The organism is Pseudoalteromonas sp. XMcav11-Q (genome assembly GCF_040104525.1).
GTDB lineage: Bacteria > Pseudomonadota > Gammaproteobacteria > Enterobacterales > Alteromonadaceae > Pseudoalteromonas.
This window is the reverse complement of sequence record NZ_JBECOX010000002.1, coordinates 207270-225253: the sequence shown is the minus strand read 5'-3', so window position 1 is coordinate 225253 and position 17984 is coordinate 207270. Positions and strand designations below refer to the sequence as shown.

General features: G+C 42.0%; 23 protein-coding genes. 5 read left to right on the top strand and 18 right to left on the bottom strand.

What is annotated here, in order from left to right; genetic code table 11:
- Positions 1-9 precede the first annotated feature (9 nt).
- Together prpB and ABMY45_RS04435 are read right to left on the bottom strand one after the other, a co-directional pair.
- Positions 10-888, bottom strand: a complete 879-nt coding sequence (gene prpB / locus ABMY45_RS04440) for a methylisocitrate lyase (RefSeq protein WP_349288470.1) — start codon at positions 886-888, stop codon at positions 10-12.
- A gap of 14 nt (positions 889-902) precedes the next feature.
- Entirely contained in the window at positions 903-1577 is a 675-nt protein-coding gene (locus ABMY45_RS04435) for a GntR family transcriptional regulator (RefSeq protein WP_193554574.1), read from the bottom strand.
- A gap of 246 nt (positions 1578-1823) precedes the next feature.
- Between ABMY45_RS04435 and ABMY45_RS04430 the strand changes: the two genes are divergently transcribed.
- From ABMY45_RS04430 to ABMY45_RS04420, 3 genes are all read left to right on the top strand, one after another.
- Positions 1824-2564 carry a transporter substrate-binding domain-containing protein gene (locus ABMY45_RS04430; protein WP_217448611.1) on the top strand — a complete coding sequence of 247 codons (741 nt, stop codon included), beginning with the start codon at positions 1824-1826 and terminating at the stop codon, positions 2562-2564.
- A gap of 19 nt (positions 2565-2583) precedes the next feature.
- On the top strand, positions 2584-3309 hold the full coding sequence (locus ABMY45_RS04425; protein WP_010603815.1) for a transporter substrate-binding domain-containing protein: 726 nt from the start codon (positions 2584-2586) through the stop codon (positions 3307-3309).
- A 176-nt stretch (positions 3310-3485) separates the two neighbouring features.
- Positions 3486-3833, top strand: coding sequence for a RidA family protein (locus tag ABMY45_RS04420; RefSeq protein WP_235368831.1), 348 nt, complete (start codon positions 3486-3488; stop codon positions 3831-3833).
- Positions 3834-4011: 178 nt separating this feature from the next.
- Here ABMY45_RS04420 and ABMY45_RS04415 read toward each other — a convergent pair whose 3' ends face one another.
- The 5 genes from ABMY45_RS04415 to ABMY45_RS04395 form a co-directional block, all read right to left on the bottom strand.
- Positions 4012-4494, bottom strand: a complete 483-nt coding sequence (locus ABMY45_RS04415; RefSeq protein ID WP_088532871.1) for a MazG-related protein — start codon at positions 4492-4494, stop codon at positions 4012-4014.
- A 106-nt stretch (positions 4495-4600) separates the two neighbouring features.
- Entirely contained in the window at positions 4601-5245 is a 645-nt protein-coding gene (locus ABMY45_RS04410; RefSeq protein ID WP_339144999.1) for a HEPN domain-containing protein, read from the bottom strand.
- A 90-nt stretch (positions 5246-5335) separates the two neighbouring features.
- The gene (locus ABMY45_RS04405) at positions 5336-7102 is read right to left on the bottom strand and encodes a hypothetical protein (protein ID WP_349288469.1); all 1767 of its coding nucleotides are present in this window, start codon (positions 7100-7102) and stop codon (positions 5336-5338) included.
- Between the two features lie 118 nt (positions 7103-7220).
- A complete protein-coding gene (locus tag ABMY45_RS04400) occupies positions 7221-7652 on the bottom strand; it encodes a DUF695 domain-containing protein (RefSeq protein ID WP_349288468.1) in 432 nt (143 codons plus the stop codon).
- A gap of 152 nt (positions 7653-7804) precedes the next feature.
- Positions 7805-8122, bottom strand: a complete 318-nt coding sequence (locus tag ABMY45_RS04395; protein ID WP_188249475.1) for a hypothetical protein — start codon at positions 8120-8122, stop codon at positions 7805-7807.
- Positions 8123-8505: 383 nt separating this feature from the next.
- Between ABMY45_RS04395 and ABMY45_RS04390 the strand changes: the two genes are divergently transcribed.
- Complete coding sequence (locus ABMY45_RS04390) at positions 8506-9465, top strand: integron integrase (RefSeq protein ID WP_128731828.1); 960 nt, start codon at positions 8506-8508, stop codon at positions 9463-9465.
- A gap of 29 nt (positions 9466-9494) precedes the next feature.
- Here ABMY45_RS04390 and ABMY45_RS04385 read toward each other — a convergent pair whose 3' ends face one another.
- Positions 9495-9836 (bottom strand): zinc ribbon domain-containing protein YjdM, encoded by a 342-nt coding sequence (locus ABMY45_RS04385; protein ID WP_010603818.1) that lies wholly within the window; start codon positions 9834-9836, stop codon positions 9495-9497.
- A gap of 178 nt (positions 9837-10014) precedes the next feature.
- Here ABMY45_RS04385 and ABMY45_RS04380 point away from each other — a divergent pair, with 178 nt between their 5' ends.
- Positions 10015-10458 (top strand): hypothetical protein, encoded by a 444-nt coding sequence (locus tag ABMY45_RS04380; protein WP_237117032.1) that lies wholly within the window; start codon positions 10015-10017, stop codon positions 10456-10458.
- Between the two features lie 128 nt (positions 10459-10586).
- On the opposite strand, the gene ABMY45_RS04375 is transcribed toward ABMY45_RS04380, so the two are convergent.
- The 10 genes from ABMY45_RS04375 to ABMY45_RS04330 all read right to left on the bottom strand — a co-directional run bounded on the left by ABMY45_RS04375 (position 10587) and on the right by ABMY45_RS04330 (position 17972).
- Positions 10587-10796 carry a cold shock domain-containing protein gene (locus ABMY45_RS04375; RefSeq protein ID WP_010603820.1) on the bottom strand — a complete coding sequence of 70 codons (210 nt, stop codon included), beginning with the start codon at positions 10794-10796 and terminating at the stop codon, positions 10587-10589.
- 351 nt (positions 10797-11147) lie between these two features.
- Entirely contained in the window at positions 11148-11978 is an 831-nt protein-coding gene (locus tag ABMY45_RS04370; protein ID WP_239422067.1) for an alpha/beta hydrolase, read from the bottom strand.
- A gap of 112 nt (positions 11979-12090) precedes the next feature.
- Positions 12091-12798, bottom strand: a complete 708-nt coding sequence (locus ABMY45_RS04365; protein WP_174169585.1) for a hypothetical protein — start codon at positions 12796-12798, stop codon at positions 12091-12093.
- Positions 12788-13519 carry a hypothetical protein gene (locus tag ABMY45_RS04360; RefSeq protein ID WP_102058325.1) on the bottom strand — a complete coding sequence of 244 codons (732 nt, stop codon included), beginning with the start codon at positions 13517-13519 and terminating at the stop codon, positions 12788-12790. The genes ABMY45_RS04365 and ABMY45_RS04360 overlap by 11 nt, the downstream gene beginning before the upstream one ends.
- Complete coding sequence (locus ABMY45_RS04355) at positions 13509-13868, bottom strand: cupredoxin domain-containing protein (protein ID WP_010603824.1); 360 nt, start codon at positions 13866-13868, stop codon at positions 13509-13511. The genes ABMY45_RS04360 and ABMY45_RS04355 overlap by 11 nt, the downstream gene beginning before the upstream one ends.
- Positions 13855-15186: an ATP-binding protein gene (locus ABMY45_RS04350; protein ID WP_349288467.1), complete on the bottom strand. Its 1332-nt coding sequence runs from the start codon at positions 15184-15186 to the stop codon at positions 13855-13857. The genes ABMY45_RS04355 and ABMY45_RS04350 overlap by 14 nt, the downstream gene beginning before the upstream one ends.
- Positions 15186-15848, bottom strand: a complete 663-nt coding sequence (locus ABMY45_RS04345; RefSeq protein ID WP_239422070.1) for a response regulator — start codon at positions 15846-15848, stop codon at positions 15186-15188. Before ABMY45_RS04345 ends, ABMY45_RS04350 begins: the two co-directional genes overlap by 1 nt.
- A complete protein-coding gene (locus ABMY45_RS04340; protein ID WP_239422071.1) occupies positions 15845-16501 on the bottom strand; it encodes a hypothetical protein in 657 nt (218 codons plus the stop codon). Before ABMY45_RS04340 ends, ABMY45_RS04345 begins: the two co-directional genes overlap by 4 nt.
- On the bottom strand, positions 16498-17289 hold the full coding sequence (locus ABMY45_RS04335) for an SDR family oxidoreductase (protein WP_349288466.1): 792 nt from the start codon (positions 17287-17289) through the stop codon (positions 16498-16500). The genes ABMY45_RS04340 and ABMY45_RS04335 overlap by 4 nt, the downstream gene beginning before the upstream one ends.
- Positions 17289-17972 carry an iron-containing redox enzyme family protein gene (locus ABMY45_RS04330; protein ID WP_349288465.1) on the bottom strand — a complete coding sequence of 228 codons (684 nt, stop codon included), beginning with the start codon at positions 17970-17972 and terminating at the stop codon, positions 17289-17291. The genes ABMY45_RS04335 and ABMY45_RS04330 overlap by 1 nt, the downstream gene beginning before the upstream one ends.
- Positions 17973-17984 lie beyond the last annotated feature (12 nt).

Genomic DNA, 17984 nt, shown 5'->3' with positions numbered 1-17984 from the left:
TTTAATTTTTTACTTATTTTTACCTTCGGCGAATAATGCATCGAGCTTTTGCTCATAATCGTGATAGCCAAGGTAATCATACAAATCCATACGGGTTTGCATGTTATCGAGTACCGCTTTCTGATCACCGTTTTCTAAGATAGATTGATATACCAGCTCCGCCGCTTTGTTCATCGCTCTGAACGCACTCAATGGGTAAAGCACCATGTCTACGCCCCACTCACCTAGCTCAGCTTTGTTCCAAAGTTCTGTCTTACCAAACTCAGTGATATTCGCTAGGATGGGCACATCAAGTGCTTCGCTGAATGCGCGATAGTGTTCTTCAGTTTGTACCGCTTCTGCAAAAATGCCATCAGCGCCTGCTGCAACATAAGCTTTTGCACGTTCAATTGCCGCTTCTAGCCCTTCTTGTGCAAACGAATCTGTTCTTGCCATAATGAAAAAGTCAGGATCGGTGCGCGCATCAACTGCTGCTTTAATACGGTCAACCATTTCTTCTGTCGACACGATTTCTTTATTTGGACGGTGACCACAACGCTTTTGCGCTACTTGATCTTCCATATGTACCGCAGCGGCACCTGCTTTTTCCATATCTCGGATGGTTTTTGCGATATTGAAAGCGCCGCCCCATCCAGTATCAATGTCGACCATTAAAGGTAGATCACAAGCCGAGGTAATGCGACTTACATCTGCAATTACATCATTTAGAGATGTCATTCCTAAGTCAGGTAAACCATAAGATGCATTAGCGACGCCACCACCAGAAAGATAGATAGCTTGATGGCCGATTTTCTTTGCCATCATAGCGCTATATGCGTTGATAGTGCCTACGATTTGAAGCGGTTTATTGGCTTTTAATGCTTCACGAAATTTTTTTCCTGCGCTCATGATGATGCTCTCTCTTAAAAATGTGATTGATTGCTTGCTAACTTGGTTGCGATATTATTTTTAGAATATTGAATATGTCGACGCATCAGTATTTCTGCCAGTTCTGGGTCGCGGTTACTGATCGCACGAACGATATGTTTATGCTCGTCAAATGCCGTGGTGACGCGGGGACCGGCCATCCCTAACTGCACACGATACATACGTACCAAGTGGTAAAGTCCATTGACTAGCATAGAGATAAGACTCGCATTTTTACTGCCAAGAATAATGCGGTAATGAAAATCGAGATCGCCCGCTTCTTGATAATAAGAATGTTGGTTTTTGACTTCATCGAATTGACTCGACAACAAACCTTCTAAGTCTTGAATTTCACTGTCAGTCATGTTTTGTGCTGCAAGCCTTGCCGCCATCCCTTCTAGTGCTTCACGGATCTGATAAAGCTCCATTAACCCTTCCGGTGTGAGAGTAACAACCCGCGCCCCTACGTTAGCTTTACGTTCAACTAAGTGACATGACTCCAAGCGATTAATTGCCTCGCGAACAACCGCTCTGCTGACCTCATACTTTGTCGACAATTCCATTTCGCTGAGCTTAGAACCTGCCGCTATTTCCCCTTCTACAATTTCCTTACGCATACGAAAGAATGCTTTATCAGAAGAAGTAACCGCTTGCTCGTCAAAAAAGCTCATCATTAGTTAGCCAGTCTTAGTAATTTAAGTTGTAGACAATATAGTGCTGGTTGACGCGCACGTCAACCAACCAGACTATAAATTGTCGACAATTTATAATATAAGTAGTATTCACCATATTTATAGCTTGTGACAACTAATCAGTCTGGTGTATTTATCTCGATACGGTATCAGGAAAGGATTAATTGCATCGCTTAAAAATCATGCATATTATGAAGATACCTTTACTTTAGCCTGAAGATTACGATGCGGTGTTTTCAAATAGTAATACTTTCCCTGCTGCTAATAAGCGGCTTAGCGCAGGCGAAGATCTATACCGTACTGGTCTATCATGGTGCTAATCCTCCTTACTATTTTGAAGAACAGGGAAAACCCAAAGGTATTTTTGTCGACATTTTTCAAGAGTTGGCAAAACTGACTTCACACCAATTTGAGTTTATGCCGCTCTCTGTCGCCAGAGGACAGCGCTATTTCGACCAAGGAAAAATAGATATTGAACCTGGGATCAATAAAGTATGGCGGGCCGAAGCAGACGTTCCGGGGATTTACAGCATCGACTATGCCTTCTCAACCGAAGTACTGCTTGGGTATCAATCTCGCTGTGTAGGCAAGCATAGGCCTGAGCAGTTTTACGGCGCATTGGTCGGCAAAGTAAGAGGATATCGTTACGATAATTTTGAAGCGCACTTGGGCGAAGACAAGATCGTAGTTTATGAAAATGTATCGGAGAAAGAACTGCTCGCACAGCTTGAACATGAGCGTTTAGACTACATCATGATTGGCTCGGTGACAGCAGACTACTATATTTCACAACAACCAAAGTATCGCAAATTTCAGTCTTGCTATGAAATAAGCCGATTACCCGTACATATGCGCTTGCAGCCTCATCTAACTGAGCTACAAACGGAAATAAATATCGCCTTGCGACGAATGGTTAATGACGGAAAAATAAAATCCATCTATGCTAAATATAGATTAACGCATTAACGTGTGGAGTTGTTTAGTAATGACGAATGCTGTTGTTGGACGTCTACTACTTTTTATTTTGCTGAATAGCCCGTTGCCCTTATGGGCTAAATTGCAGGTTGTTACGGAACTTTCTCCACCCAATCAAACCATAGAAAACCACCAAGTTGCAGGTTCAAGTACCGATCTGGTCAAAGCGATTTTAAAAGCAGCTGAACTCGAGGGACAGTTTTCTATTTACCCTTGGGCTAGAGCTTTTAAATTAGCGCAGCATGACAAACATACCTTAATTTATAGCATCGCAAAGACCCCCGCGAGAGAAGACAGCTTTCATTGGATTGGTCCTGTTGCTGTATTTCATTTAGGTTTTGTTACCAATCGCTATCGCGAGGACATAAAAATTCAATCACTTGAGGATGCCAGGCAATACAAAATAGCGGTTCAGCGTGGTGATATCGCAGAAGGCACACTTAAAGCACTCGGGTTTAACTTTGTTCAAACCAGCGACATCGAAAAGTCATATGAATTACTCGTCACAAACCGTGTTGATTTAGTGATTGATGACCCGCGTTATATCAAAACCATGGCCTCGGAGCTTAACCTTCCAGCCGACCACTTTACCTTTTTATACGATGTGGAAGCACTCTCGGTAAAAGGTTACCTTGCAACGAACAACCAGCTTCCGTTAGCGATCGTTGAGAGACTACGTAGTGCATTTACTAAGATAAGTAAAACAGAAGCTTACCGACGCGTTTTAGAGCTGTAGCTAAACCCAATTGCTTTAGTTCAAAATACTCTCACGCATCTTGGTTTGTGTAGGTAGCAATTAACCATCGATGCTTTTCACAAAACCAATACCAAGCAAGTAGCTCATCTTATAAAAAAGAGATAACATTTCAGCCTAAACCTGCCGATTACAGTAACGATTAGAAAGGAAAAACAGTGATTGAACGAATTGACACCAAACAACGAATGAGCCGTATTGTAAAACACAATGGTACTGTTTATTTATGTGGCCAAGTGTGTAAAGACGCAGAACAAGGAATTAAGGAACAAACTGAAACCATGCTTGAGAAAGTTGATGAGCTACTTATTCAAGCAGGCAGCGACCGCAAACACATTCTTTCTGCGACAATTTATATTAAAGACATGAAATATTTTGCAGAAATGAACGAGGTATGGGATGCATGGGTGCCTGAAGGTTATGCACCAGCTCGCGCTTGCGTAGAAGCGAGCATGGCCCGTGATGCATTGCTTGTTGAGATTTCGGTGGTTGCTGCAGAAATCTAGTCTAAAAAATATAAGCCTAGTTTAGACAAGGCTGACTGTTAATCTGTCAGATTTGATTTTTAGATATTGATCAAATTTGACAGCCGTATTTGACGCAGCAGTGTAAGGTGGTAATGATACCACCTAAAGTAGTGTCCGGATTTATTGAACCACAACAGTGGGTGTCTTTGGTTTATTGTTATGGCGCTGAACTCAAAGCTAGTTCTTGTATGTCAATTAGGTCAACTTCCCTACCCAATATTCGCTTATACTCTACGAGATGATGTACTGGAATAACTGGCAGTTCGATGTCTTGATAGTATTTTACCACTGACTCTGAAAAGTGGATTTCAAGCTCATGCCAAGAGCCATCTAGAGCCGACTGTATCTTCGTATTTTGAGATAAACCGATTTCAATTTTCTGATTTTGGTAAACCAACTGGAAATACTCTAGATCCCAACCGTACTCTGCATAATGACTTAACGGTTTAGATATGAACTGCGATACGCGAGCTAAGACCTTATTTGCGTCGGAGTTGTGGATATAAAGGTCTATATCAGCGATTTCACGACTGCCACCATGAATCGTTGCAGCTAGCCCACCGACAATTTGATACTCAACACCCTCAGAATCCAAGAGTTCTTTGAGCCATTTCAAGGCTACTTTCACTTTATTACTCATCTAATTCCCTTAGCTGAATTTTGCCCTGCGCCATAACGCCCGCATTTGCGGCTGGTTTGGAGCGCAGCGGAAAGCCAGTCCGACAACATGCGCTTGTTAGCAATTTTCATGGAATTTTTCTCCAAGGCTGGACGGTAGCCGTAACCAAGTTAAATACATAGGTGCAAATTTGGTTATCCATTTCTTTCGCTGTTAATTTTATACAATCGTTGTATTGCACCAAGTCGGATAAGTTCACATAAGGTGCTGACCTACCATTATGAGCAATATCACCACGAACAGAGACAAAATCAGTTATGTATTGCCCCCCAACACTCCAAAAATTAGATAGGTCACTTACACCAATAAATTTCTCATATATTGGCTCTAAGACTGTGGTTTTTGGTGTGTTGATTGAACGGACTTCATTTTGGCAATAAGTAATATATACATTGCGCCAGCCAGAACCTCCAAGCTCCAATAGCTTTAGTTCATTTTTGTTTTCACGAATCCTCTTAGCCAAATGTTTCTTAACTGGGGTGGGTAGGTCTAGAGGTTTAAAGGTTTCGTTGGCCAAATACTTAGAACATTCTATGAGCAAATCCTCAACATACAGCTCCCATGCAGCACAAAGCATAACAACCCCACTTCGTGTTATGTGTCCAAGCCCTTTACGTCCTTGGCTTCCTGAATGTAATGCTCGATGAGAAGAAATTAGTCGATCAACATCAACAACATTATGTATGAATTTTCTATAAGCCTGAGATGGCACGTTACTTCCTTATATTGCTAACGCCCCACTCACCGGAACTTTGGGAGCGAAGCGAGTAAAATTTCCGAGTGCAGTGGTTTGTTAGCACTATCAATCTGCACAGTATATTATTGGTATTGCATTCATATCTCTAACAGCATGAGCAAATGATGAAATAATCCAGAGCAATTGAATAATGTGTCCCGGCACTGATTCACCACGTTGTATCTTAGAAAATTCAGCGGTCACAGAAGACTTTGATATAAAAGAACAGCTTAGAATACATTTCCGGTGAAGCTTGTAATCTTTTAACAATCCATCAAGATAGCCTTCGGCTTGAGCTGGGTCACCTTTTCTAATTCTAGCAATACTAGTATTGCAACCACTATTTGAGTATGTATCCGAGAACTTACCATTGATTCTTTCGAGCATCTGCTCTTTAGTAAAATACATATTTCCCAGATTTTTAATTCCTTGACCAACTACATCATGAAGGTTGCTTGCTGAAGTGCTAGGACTGCCATGTTTAGAATGGATGAAGCTTATATTAGATTCGGAACGGTTTAATGTAATGTGATCAGCCCATTCAATACCCAAATCATCACAGAATATATAATCGTCGTTTTGATGTAAGCTCTCAACTACACCAAACATTGAGTCAACATCAAACGCAGTACTTGCATTAGTAAAACCACCTTTTTCAGAAATTACTGTAGGCATCTCAGTTTTAGGATGCATTATTTCTAAGATACTATTTATCTCAGAAATTCCTGATGAATCTTCAAAGCATGCCCCCATAAAGTACATGTATTTAGGGTCAGTGAATGTGACGCTATAGTAACCATTTTTCACGATAAATTTTTGTAAGGTTACTTCCTTTCCGTTTTCGATTACTCGAAACTTTGTCAAAGCCTTCGATGTCAATGTTAAGCTTTTTTCATTCTTTCTAAGGCGTGTACAGTTTTCTCTTCCAATAACCTTACACTCTGAGTCAAGTTCGTAAACTCTTTCAAGGCCTGCAAAAAGCTTGTTCTTAATCCGAGATGAAATAACTACATTTAAACCTCTAGCTGTCTTATATTTTAAAGTCAGTCCGTCCCGTTCAATTCTTTCCTGTAACGGAGTACTTTCCACAAGAATTGCATTAGGTTCGCATGCGTTTAGAACATCACTTAATTCTACTTTCTTAGCAAAAGAATCTAGGAAGTTATTATCGTTCGAAGGGTTTTCAATAAGCTCAACTTGCTCCTTCACCCAAACAGCTATCTCATCGAGGGACTTTCTTTGAGAAGACTCAACTAATCGCCCAGTTCCAGAAATTGTTTTTGTGATAGCGCCTTGACGTAACTTTAAATAAAATGGAATTGACCTTCCTGCAGAGTGTGTCGAAAGTAGTCCCTTTAAATCTGCAGCTTCATAAGACCTTGCTCTCATTGCCCTATCTGAAATAGTCATATTTCTTAAAGCAATTTTTTGAAACTCAACATCGTTGTCGCCAAATGTGCTTGTCAAATCCCTACTATCAACAAGGGTAAAATGTTCTTTTAATAACTCGGATATATTTGCGCAACTTTTCTTAAAAATTGCCAAATAATTCTGATATTCGATCAATATAATAAATGCATATACCCTATCTTCGAGCTCTTCATCAATAAAATATACGGGTCTTACAGAAGGGAATACTCTAACTGAGCATTTATATTCTAAATCTGATTCATCAACTCTCTTATCAGCTCTGAAAAGGTCAACAACAAACTGAGCACCCGTATCCATATTATCGACTGCAGCACCGAGAATATCATTTATGATCGAGTCATCAATGGCGTTTTTTGGTATATAGAATTGTGCATTTTTTGTGAGTTCTAATCTTTCTGGCATGCTCAGTACATCCTTGTAGTGCTAACGCCTCGCTTAACCGGCGCAAAATAGCAGGCTAAAATTAGCGACGAAGGAGCGCAGCCTGCTGTTTTGCGTCCTTGGTTTAAGCGTTTGTTAGCTATATGCCGAAATCAGCCTGAAGCTTTTTAAGATCGCTCCACTCTTTATCCTGATAGAAATTAACCTCGATAGGATAAACTTCATGACCAGATAAGGCTTCATTAAACTGTTTCATGAATATCTCCCTATCTGCGATATAAAATACAAACTCTTTAAGATCATTTCCTGTCGCTGAGTATACGTCGAAGTAGAGCTCTTCGCGGCCTTTGATTGTTTCAAGGCCATCTTCAAGTTTGATCATGAGTTCATTCACATGCTTTGGAGGCATCCCGTTATTAGTAGAGCCATCATACTTCCATGAAACTACAGTCAGCCACTCCATTTTTGAACGAGTATTATCATCAGGAAAATCATTCATGAACTTATAAACGACAGGTTTTCCTTGAATTGTGGCTTCGCCAACAGACCATGTTTCCTCTGACCACGCCATGAATGAAACTCCCAGAATTAGAATTAATAAAAGATACTTGAACATATAGCTAACGCCTCAGTTAAAAAGCAAAATTTGGTTGGCTATAATGTGAAGCGGAGCGAAACCAGCCAACTGAATTTTGTCCGCTTTTAAACTGATTGTTATATGGCTTAATCATCAATGTAATTTTTAAATATTGCTTCTAAAGAAATTGAATTTGGATGCTTAAGATCAAAACTGCGATAGTAAGTTTTTATATATTCTTCTGTTGGGCAGAATGGTTTCGAAACTTGAGCTGGAGTATTGTGAATTGCATCCATTAAATCTGCAACTAGCTCTGAGTCTAGAGTGCTTGCCCGTTTAAAAAGACCAAACAACGTAAAACTTTTAGGACTTCTCGTTTTAAAACCGATCGAACGAAGATACATGGTTACTTGAGTCATAACCTCCAAGTGAGCTAAAGCATCTTTACTTAAACTTGAATCCAACACTTAACCTCGATTGCCATATAACAGCTTATTAGCATGAATTCCTGAATATCTCACTTATCCACAAGAGAAATGAATACAACATTCAAGCTAACTTTATTTAATATTTTTAGTAAGTTACCAGCCAAACTTTGTCATTTCAACATGCAAATTACCTGAAAAAACGAGTTGGGACTTATCCGAGCCACAAATTGGCTCGCTAAGAACAAGTTGCAAATAGCTAACATATTAAAAATACTCAGTTTTAAATGGCACTTACGAGATATCCGAGCCTTTTTATTTCTCGTTATTGATCTTTTCTTAAAACATTAGGCAGCTTACCTTGCAATTTTGTTACCTGTCACTTATAACTGTATAAATAAACAGTGAACAAAGGATTCAAAATGCCTAGATCACCATTTTTAGAGTCTGTTAGGCTAGAGCTTAGAACAAAACGCTATAGCATCAGAACAGAGAAGTCCTACCTATTTTGGATTAAGTCCTACATTTTGTTTAATGATAAAAAGCACCCTGAGCAAATGGGCAATCAAGAAGTTGAGCGTTTTTTAAACCACCTTGCGGTCAACAAGCAAGTTAGTAGCGCAACGCAAAACCAAGCGTTGTGTGCCCTTATTTTTTTATATCGCTATGTGATACAGCGGGAAATTCAAGGGTTAAAATACACGCTAACTAAAAAAGAGCAAGCAATCCCATGTGTACTAACTCATGAAGAGGCAATGATGATTATCTCTAAGCTACATGGCAAGTATCAATTAGTCGCATCTCTTCTTTATGGTTGTGGGCTCAGAATAAACGAAGCCTTACACCTGAGAATAAAAGATATCAACTTTACTAATAGCACTCTATTTGTATTTAGAGGAAAGGGCAAAAAAGACCGATATACGCTGCTGCCCAAGTCATTGCATTCGCAATTAACGGCGCAAATCGAATATGCAACCATGGTACATCAGCAAGATATAAAAGCGGGCTTTGGTTTTACATCTTTGCCTGTATCTCTTATCAAAAAATATAAAAATGCAGCTAAAGATCTTTCATGGCAGTACCTTTTTCCTTCCACTACTCGCTGTCAGCACCCCCATGATGGCTATATTTGCCGGCATCACATACACGAAACCGCTTTTAGAAAACAGCTAAGGAGCGCCGTTAAGCAATGCAATATCCCAAAACAAGTTAAAGCTCATACTTTCCGACACACGTTTGCAACACAACTATTAATCAACGGAACCGATATCAGAACTGTTCAGGAGCTTTTGGGCCACACTGATATTCGTACAACTGAAAGATATACTCATGTTATTGGCACAAGATTTGGCACCACCCTCAGCCCACTGGAGCAACTTTAAAACTTAATAAACTTCAAGCACTTACCCACTTAAGTATTTGCTTTTTTCACAAATTTCGCCGTAACCATCATTTCACCTACGCCATCAACCTTGCAGTCAAGTTCGTGGTCTTTTTTATCCAGCACACGCCTTACCAAAGCCTTGGTGCCAATCTTAATGACTTGTGAGCTGCCTTTAATCTTAAGATCTTTAATCACAGTGACTTTATCGCCATCCACTAATAGTGTGCCATTGGCATCTTTTACTTGAATGTCGTCCTCGGTAGCAGTCGCGTTTGGATCCCATTCGTAAGCACATTCAGGGCATATTAGCTGACTTTGATCTTGATAAACATATTCAGAATTGCACTTGGGGCAAGGTGGTAAAGACATAATTAACCGTATCACTTTTAAGACTGTGTATCATGGACATATGATACTGTAAAAGTGAGTGGAGCACCCTCTATATTCTTCTTTAACTCGCTATTGAATACAGAACAGCTACCCAAAATGTTGCGGCACGATAATTGCTCAATTATTGATCTACATTTCATCATCTAAAGGATTACCTATGCTTGTTAGCCAAACCCAGGAGGTTGGATCACCAGAAACTTATAGCAGCCATAGCCCGCATCAACCAAAAGAGGCTCAGGCAGTACAGAAAGACACCCGAGTCTCCATTAGCCAAACCGCAAACTGTGCCGAACATAATTGGCAAACTATTGCCTCTAACTACAACGTTCACAACATTTCAGCTGCGGAAGTACGGGCTATGTCCCGAGAACTATTCGAAGGAGGATTTATTGATTCAGGCCAAATGATGGCTATCGGCGCGCCAATATCAATAACTGAAAATCCTCACGAAAAAATCAATTTACTTGGTGATATGAAGCGTACATTTGAAATCTCAGCAGCTAGCGGCGGGCTCAATAAAACATCGCGAGAGATTTATGCTTCGGCGATCAATACGCTTGAACATCTCGCCAAGACACACAGAAATACAATGCTAATTTGAGGGGTTAATCTGTCTAGCCGCGCTATACAAGCTTGTTCATTATTCACTCAACCCGAGGGAGCAAATAGCAAAATTTTAGGCACAAAAAAAGCAAGCCTTAGCTTGCTTTTTCTTCATCAATTAAGCGATTAAAGCTTAACGATGTTCTCAGCTTGAGGACCTTTCTGGCCGTCAGTAACTGTGAATTCTACTCTCTCGCCTTCAGCAAGTGTACGGAAACCGTCACCTTTGATTGCGCTGAAGTGTGCGAACACGTCAGGGCCATTTTCTTGAGCGATGAAACCAAAACCTTTAGACTCGTTAAACCACTTAACGGTACCTGTAAGAGTGTTAGACATAATACTAATCCTGATATAAAAACAAAAACCAATGCTGCGCATTGATGAGCTATGCCCATGTGGGCGCATAGACCTAAATTTGTAGAGTGGATAAAACTTCAGGACGGTACTACTACAAGCAAACACTTATACAACAACGTAATGGAGATTTTAAAACACTGACTCAAATTCTGTCTATGAACATCATATAGGGATTCCGCCCTAAGTCAATGTATTTTTAATCATCAATATGACTTGCTAATGACAAATATCAATATTTTTTTCACGGCTTTTTCAACACCCTATTTTTTAAACACATTATTCCCCTAACCCTGTGTAAATAATAGAGATTGCAATAAAATATTCATAAAGCTAGAGAGGCTTTTTTGACTCTAATTCCCGAATTAATTGCACCACTTGCTCGACAACCACTTGCGGGGCATTCATAGGTACCGTGTGGTCACTCCCCTTGGCTATAATTAGCTCAGAATCACAATGTGATGCCAACGCTTCTTGTCCTTCTCGCCATGCTTTAACATCGCGCTGAGTTGGATCAAATGGTCTTTGGGCAACGATAACACGACACGGTATATGATCAGGTGCTTGATGCGCCCGAACACTCGCAACGGTTTCACTTAGCGCTTGAGTTTCCCGGCGCAGAGCTTCACCGAAGGTATTTTCTGGCAGAGTACTCAAGGGTTTTAGTAGCTTATCCTGCGCTAAGGCATGGGTTTTATCGATGAAGTAAACGGTCACAGGGTCAACATATAACAAGCCTGCAACTTGATCTGGATAATAGGTGATGTAGTTTTGCATTACATAGTATGCGTATGAATGACCGACATAAATAAATGGCGGCCGAATATCAAGCGTTCTCAACACTTCACGAAGATTACGATTATCCGTATCAATACTATAAGCTCTGCGGCTAAGCTCGCTTTTGCCATAACCTTCACGGTTATAGGCCACCAATGCATTGGGTACTTGCTGCGCGAGACCCATCATTACTGGTGTCCAATAAATGGCAGGCGCTGCAGAGCCACTTTCAAAAATAACGGCAGGTTCATTGCCCGCAACATGATAAACCTGCAAAGATACTTTGTTCGCAACCACGATGTGCTCTTGAATATCGCGTTCAAGCGCAATCTGTGCATAAGCACTATTAACGAACAACAACCCCAATAAAGTTAGCGTGCGATACATATCGTTTCCTTGATATCTATAGTTCGACTCTAAAGTTAGCAGCTAGATGCACCATAAGCTAATGACATTTTTGCTGCATCTCCCCTTTATTTAAACAAAGTAAAAGCGGCGCTTAAAACTCAAATTCCAATGCGAGTCTAAAGCTATGATCTTTGCCGGATTGGCTGATCTCCGAAATAAAACCCGCTTCCCATTTCAGCTGTTTTTGACCTTCGAATCGATGCAATCCGATAAAACCCGGACCAACACCAAAAAAGTCTTCTCCGACATAGACTTCAATTGCGGGCTGAAAAGCACTATACAAGCGGTAGCGCAGTTGCGCTCTAAACTCAGATTCCCATTCATCCTCAATGTCCTTACCCCACTCCCTCACCAAAAATGCATTCATGGTAAGGCTCGTGCGGCCAAATTCCTTCTCAAATAAAAACCCTGCGGTAGCTTCATAGGCATCGAATTTATGGCGTTTTTCAAGCTCGAACAACATGCCTATATCCGCCCAGTAGCGCCCTTGCTCTACAAATTGCCACCGCGACTCTAGCTCGTAAGCTGCCAAGTCAAAATTGCCCTCATCGTCACGCTCACCTATTGCGTAACCTTCGATGGTCATTGTCTCGGTGAGGCTCCAACCAAGTCCTAAACGCTGTGCCAACACATTCCCTTGCTCGGTTTGGCGAGATAGTAGTCGCCACTCCAACTCACGTTCAAGCGGTAAAACGTATGGATGATAAACTTTGTCCACCACCATACCATCCGCTTTTGCACTAAACGCTACAATCCCAAAGAAACTCACCAGCAGCGCGAGTAAAACATTATTTCGCATGCGCTGTTCTCCAATATGTACATCCCAAGAACGTAATCAACGCGCCTCCAAACCCTGCAAGCGTCGCAGCATTTGGTGTTGCTTCATACCCCACTAATACTCTTAGCACTCGACCAACAACACTGTGTTCGTCCACAATTTGTCGCAAGTCAATTTCAAGTCTGGCGGCACTAATTAAGTCCACTTGAAGCGCCAAGTCCAATGCAATCGACACCTTACTCGCACCGTGTAAAGCCAATAACAATAGCAACAACCAAGGTAAGTGCTTACTCTTCAACCAATCAAGGAAAAAGAAGAGTAGAATAGAAAAGCTCAAACAGATCCCCACACCGAGCGAGGTGCCAATAGCGAGGGTTTGACCATCCGCTGGCTTTGAGTAAGAGAACGCAAAGCTTGCCAAATGGTGCAAATACAGTACCACGGCTAATCCAAAGGCCAAGGCAGCAAGTGCCGTACGTCCGGTGCGTTTTGTTGCAATCATTAAGCAAAATAAACTGAGTAGCAGTCCTATTTGCAATAACTCGAACCCGCGATAATCAAAACTCGAGGCTATTTCTCCACCCAAAAACCATATGCCAAAACAGCCGACTAGCCCCGCACTCAACGCGATGAGTGTCGTTTTAAGTGGTAAAGCAGCATTGGTACATTGTGCTAATAGTACCCAAAGTACAGTTACTGGTAATAATTGGTTCACGCTCACCACCACCGCATTAAGAAGCATTGTTTGGCTCCTTCACGATAACGATACCTTGTGCTGTATTTGGTGAAAATTCACCAAAAAAACTATATTCACCGGGTGCTAGCGGGCCGATATAAATCACACTTTTACGGTTCGGAAAGAGCACTTTTTCACGATTAAGATCAAAACTGTCAAACTCTTCAACCTGAGGGTCTTGATTTTCGATGATGAGCTTTACTTTACGATTTGCAGGAACCTCAACTTGTGCAGGTGTAAACAAATGATTTTTAAGAATAATGGTATAACTTTCTTCCGCCCACAAGGCGAAACTACAGGTCGCCAAAGGCAAACCAAGCGCGAAAGACAGCGAAGAGACCTTAGTCCTTAGCATCCAGCCCCCTCGGTAAATTTACACAAACTCTAAGCCCGCCTAAATGACTACGAGCAAAAGAGATATCTGCATGGTAAATTGCAATTATATGATTGACTATCGCCATTCCTAAACCTGCCCCTTTTTCCCCTGAAGGGTGTTTATCTCCACCAACGCGATAAAATCTGTCAAAAATTCGTTCTATTTCCGCATCCGACATACCACAACCCGAATCATCGATTTGCCATACAACCCGCTGCGCATGCTGCTGAATTTTTACTTCTATGTCACCTTCAATTGGCGTGTATTTAATAGCATTACCAATTAGATTAGAAAATAATGTGGTTAATGTGAACTCACAGCCCTCTATGGTCGCTTCTGACGCTTCTAAGCTGATATTTTGTGATTTTTGTTCAATTCTCGGGTAACAGTTAGCAATCAAGTCTTGAGTTAATGCCACTAAGTCTTGCTGCGCAAATTGCTTATGCCACAGTTCCGGCTCTGTACGCGCTAACGTCAGCATTTGTTCAACCACATGGTTTAGCTGCTCAAGCCCTTTTGACATAGCAGTGGCACTGGGATGCTTAGTATCGTGCGTTAAATTATGCAGATGAATTTTTAAGCTTGCGATCGGCGTTTTTAACTCATGAGCGGCATCGGAAGCAAAATAACGCTCTTTGAGATACGCAACCTCAACCTTTTGAAAGAGGTCATTTAGCGTCGCGATAACGATTGCCACTTCAGCTTTGTCGCTTTGCACTTCCAACTGTGTAAAGTCTTTGGGGTTACGTCGTTTAAGCTCTTTAGAAAGATCTCGTAAAGGCTTTAACGCCGTATAAATAATCCATGCAATAAACACCGCAAGAAACGGCATAATCACCACCAATGGCGTCATTGCGGAGACAATCATGCCTTCAGCAAGTGCAAAACGCTTTTGTACCGGCTCTGCTACCAGTATTTGCCTTTCGCCAAACGCTTCACTGAAGGTTCTGAGTCTAGTCGCCCCCACATTTTGGGTGCTAAACCCAGCATGATATTTAAGTTTGTTCTTGTACTTAACAAGTAGCTCACTGCCCGCAACAACTTGATTGTGTTCAAGCACTAAAAAGTAAAATGCGTTGTTACCCGCAGCACTGGGCAAGGTAGTCGCAGTAACTTGAGCATTAACGAGTGTTGCGATGGACTCTAAATGGCTGTCTAATTGTGCTTGTGCCATCGCCATGCTGGAATGATAACCCCGTAACAGGGCCATGGATGCAGTCAGCACCAAAGCTGACACTAAAATTAGGGTCAACTTTCTCGTTATTGAAGCACCTCCAAGCGAGCTTCTCGTGCCCACTAAGCCCCCTTGCCAACCACGTAGCCAATGCCACGCAGCGTTTTGATAAATCCGTCGGGCATTTTCTTGCGGAGGTGGTGAATATGCACCTCAATAGCATTAGAGCCCAAAGCTTCTCCCCAATCATAGAGCTTAGATTCTAACTGAGTTTTAGACAGCACACGGCCACTGTTTTCCATCAGCGCCTTGAGTAGCATATATTCTTTACGAGGTAATTCTTGAGCGCTACCACTGACAAGCACCTCGTGACTGGCAAGATCTAACACGACATCGTTGCAGCTCAAGGTGCTGCTCACTTGTTTGGTGAAGCGTCGACCAATCACCCGTAAACGCGCAAACAGTTCTTTTGGCTCAAACGGCTTAGCCAAATAGTCATCAGCCCCTAAATCCAGCCCTGCAATTTTATCATCAAGACTATTTCTCGCCGTTAGAATGAGCACAGTGGTTTGCGATTTGGTTTTTTTTAGCGCCCTGAGTACCGCTAAACCATCTCCGTCGGGTAGACCTAGGTCAAGCACCACCAGCTCAAATTCACCAGATTCAACAAAACTGATTGCTTGTCTTTGCGTCGACGCATGCTCAATGGCATACCCTTCTTTTTTGAGTGATGCGATGAGCCCCTGTGCCAGTAGCTCATCGTCCTCTACAAGTAATAGCCTCATTTATTCCTTCTTTTTAGCTTTTTTTCGACTTTAGCCAGTAGCTGTGCCACTTCTTCTTGACGGTATTCATCGGCTTTTTCTCTACCCGGACGGCTTGGCGCATTCTGCGCTTTTTTTAAGTGCGCAAGTGCGGCACTATAATCACGTTCGTCATATAAAAACTGTGCATAGAAATAGTTTACATCAATTCCTGCCGGATTGATCGCTAATGATTCTTGGAACAGCTTTTTCGCCTTTTTATCGCTGCCAAACCCAATTGGCCAGCCTGGGACCTGAGCATAGAGCGTGCCTAAACTAGTTAATGCAGAACCAGACAGTGCGTTTTTATCAAGTTCAATGGCTTTTTCGAATGAGGCTTTTGCATCTTTGGCAAGACCAAGCGCCCCTAAGCCACCTTTCGCTCCTGCAAAGCTCGACTGCACAATACCACGCCAGATGTAAGCTTCTGCGCGATCTGGATATTGTTCAACAAATGCCACGCACTGCTTAACCAGCTCTTCAAATGCTTTTTCTTGGGCATCGCCCTCAGTTTCATAATTTACCGTTGCCCATTTAGTTTGGACTTGGCTAAGATCATCGTCAAATGCAGCCCAAGCACCTTGACTGAATATCAGTATTGTTGCTGAAGCTAACAAGGTTTTTAGTGCGTTCATCGTAATGACTCCTTAGTGGAAAAAATGGTTTGGATGGTTTTCACTTTTTTGATTGATGCGTTATCAACGAGCTCTGGTAACAAGCCATTAAGTCTCGCAAAAAACCTTTCGGGAAAACCAATGGCAGCACGTTTGGTGTTGCTATGGAGCAATTTCATAAAGGCTTGTGCGACGATCTCTGGCGAGTCCATCTGATTGCCGAGTGCATGGTTTACAGCTGTCGCGCGGTCGTCATTCATTTCAGTTGTGGTTGCGCGTGGCGCGAGATATTTAACCGCTACTCGGTTATAGAGTTCCCGCGTCAGTGCCTCTGTAAAACCACGCAAACCGAACTTGCTTGCGCAATAACTGCTTTGATATGGAAAGCCGATAGAACCAAACGCTGAACCTAGGTTAACTATGGTGCCATGACTTGAGATCAGTTGTGGTAAGCAGGCTTGACTAACTAGCATGGGCGCTAATAAATTCGTCTCCATCTGCTTTTTTAAGTCAGTTGGTAAAATTTCAGCAAACCCAGCCATGGTATTAATGCCCGCGTTGTTGACGAGTAAGTCAACCCCACCCATAGTCGCCGCTTTTCTCGCGATTTGTGTCGCAGCGTCCTCAGCGGTGATATCCAAAGCAAGATAATCGTGCTCTCCGGATAACCCTGCTATCACCTGCTTTAATTTTTCGCTGTCTCGACCAATCAGCAAACAACGCCAATTATGCATGGCCAACTGTTTACTAATGGCCCGACCGATCCCCCGAGATCCCCCGGTGATAACGGCAAGTTTTGTTGCTTTCATCAACCTACCTCCGCAAATTCAACACCTGCAGGCACCGCTTCAATATTGCGGAATATGTCGCCGTACAAGCGATAAAACTGTTTAGCGCTGTGAATAATGATCGCTTGCTCTTTTTCACAGCTGATCTTGTTCATCAGCCCTGCAAAAAAGTCAATATGCTCAACATCTAACGCGCCATGAGATGTTAAATAGGAAAATGCGCTACAAGGCAGACCAAGTTTCTTCGCAATTTGACGAGCTGCATCATCGGCAAGTGCGATGGAAGTGCCCTCAAGCACATTAACCATGCCAAAAAAGCTCAATGGATGTTTACGAGCGATACTGTCGTACGCATAAGACACCATCATTTCAGTTGCGAAGCTTGGCATGCTATGACGTATTACTTCTTTATCCACACCACAGGCGGCAATATCATTAAGGATCCACTCTTGGTGTCCCATTTCTTCTTCGATGTAATGCCCTATCGCTTCTCGCAACCATTCTTTACTGTCATCTAGTCTTGCGCCACACGCCATAAGGAGTGGTACTGTGTGCTTTACGTGATGAAACGCCTGCTGTAAAAATGAAACGTATTGGCCTTTGGTGATCTGACCATGAAAAACATCATGAATAATGGGTGCGCTTAGAAGATATTGGCGCGCTTGTTCCGTTTCGGATTGTAGGATTTGGTAAAAGTTACTCATTGTCGTTTTCCT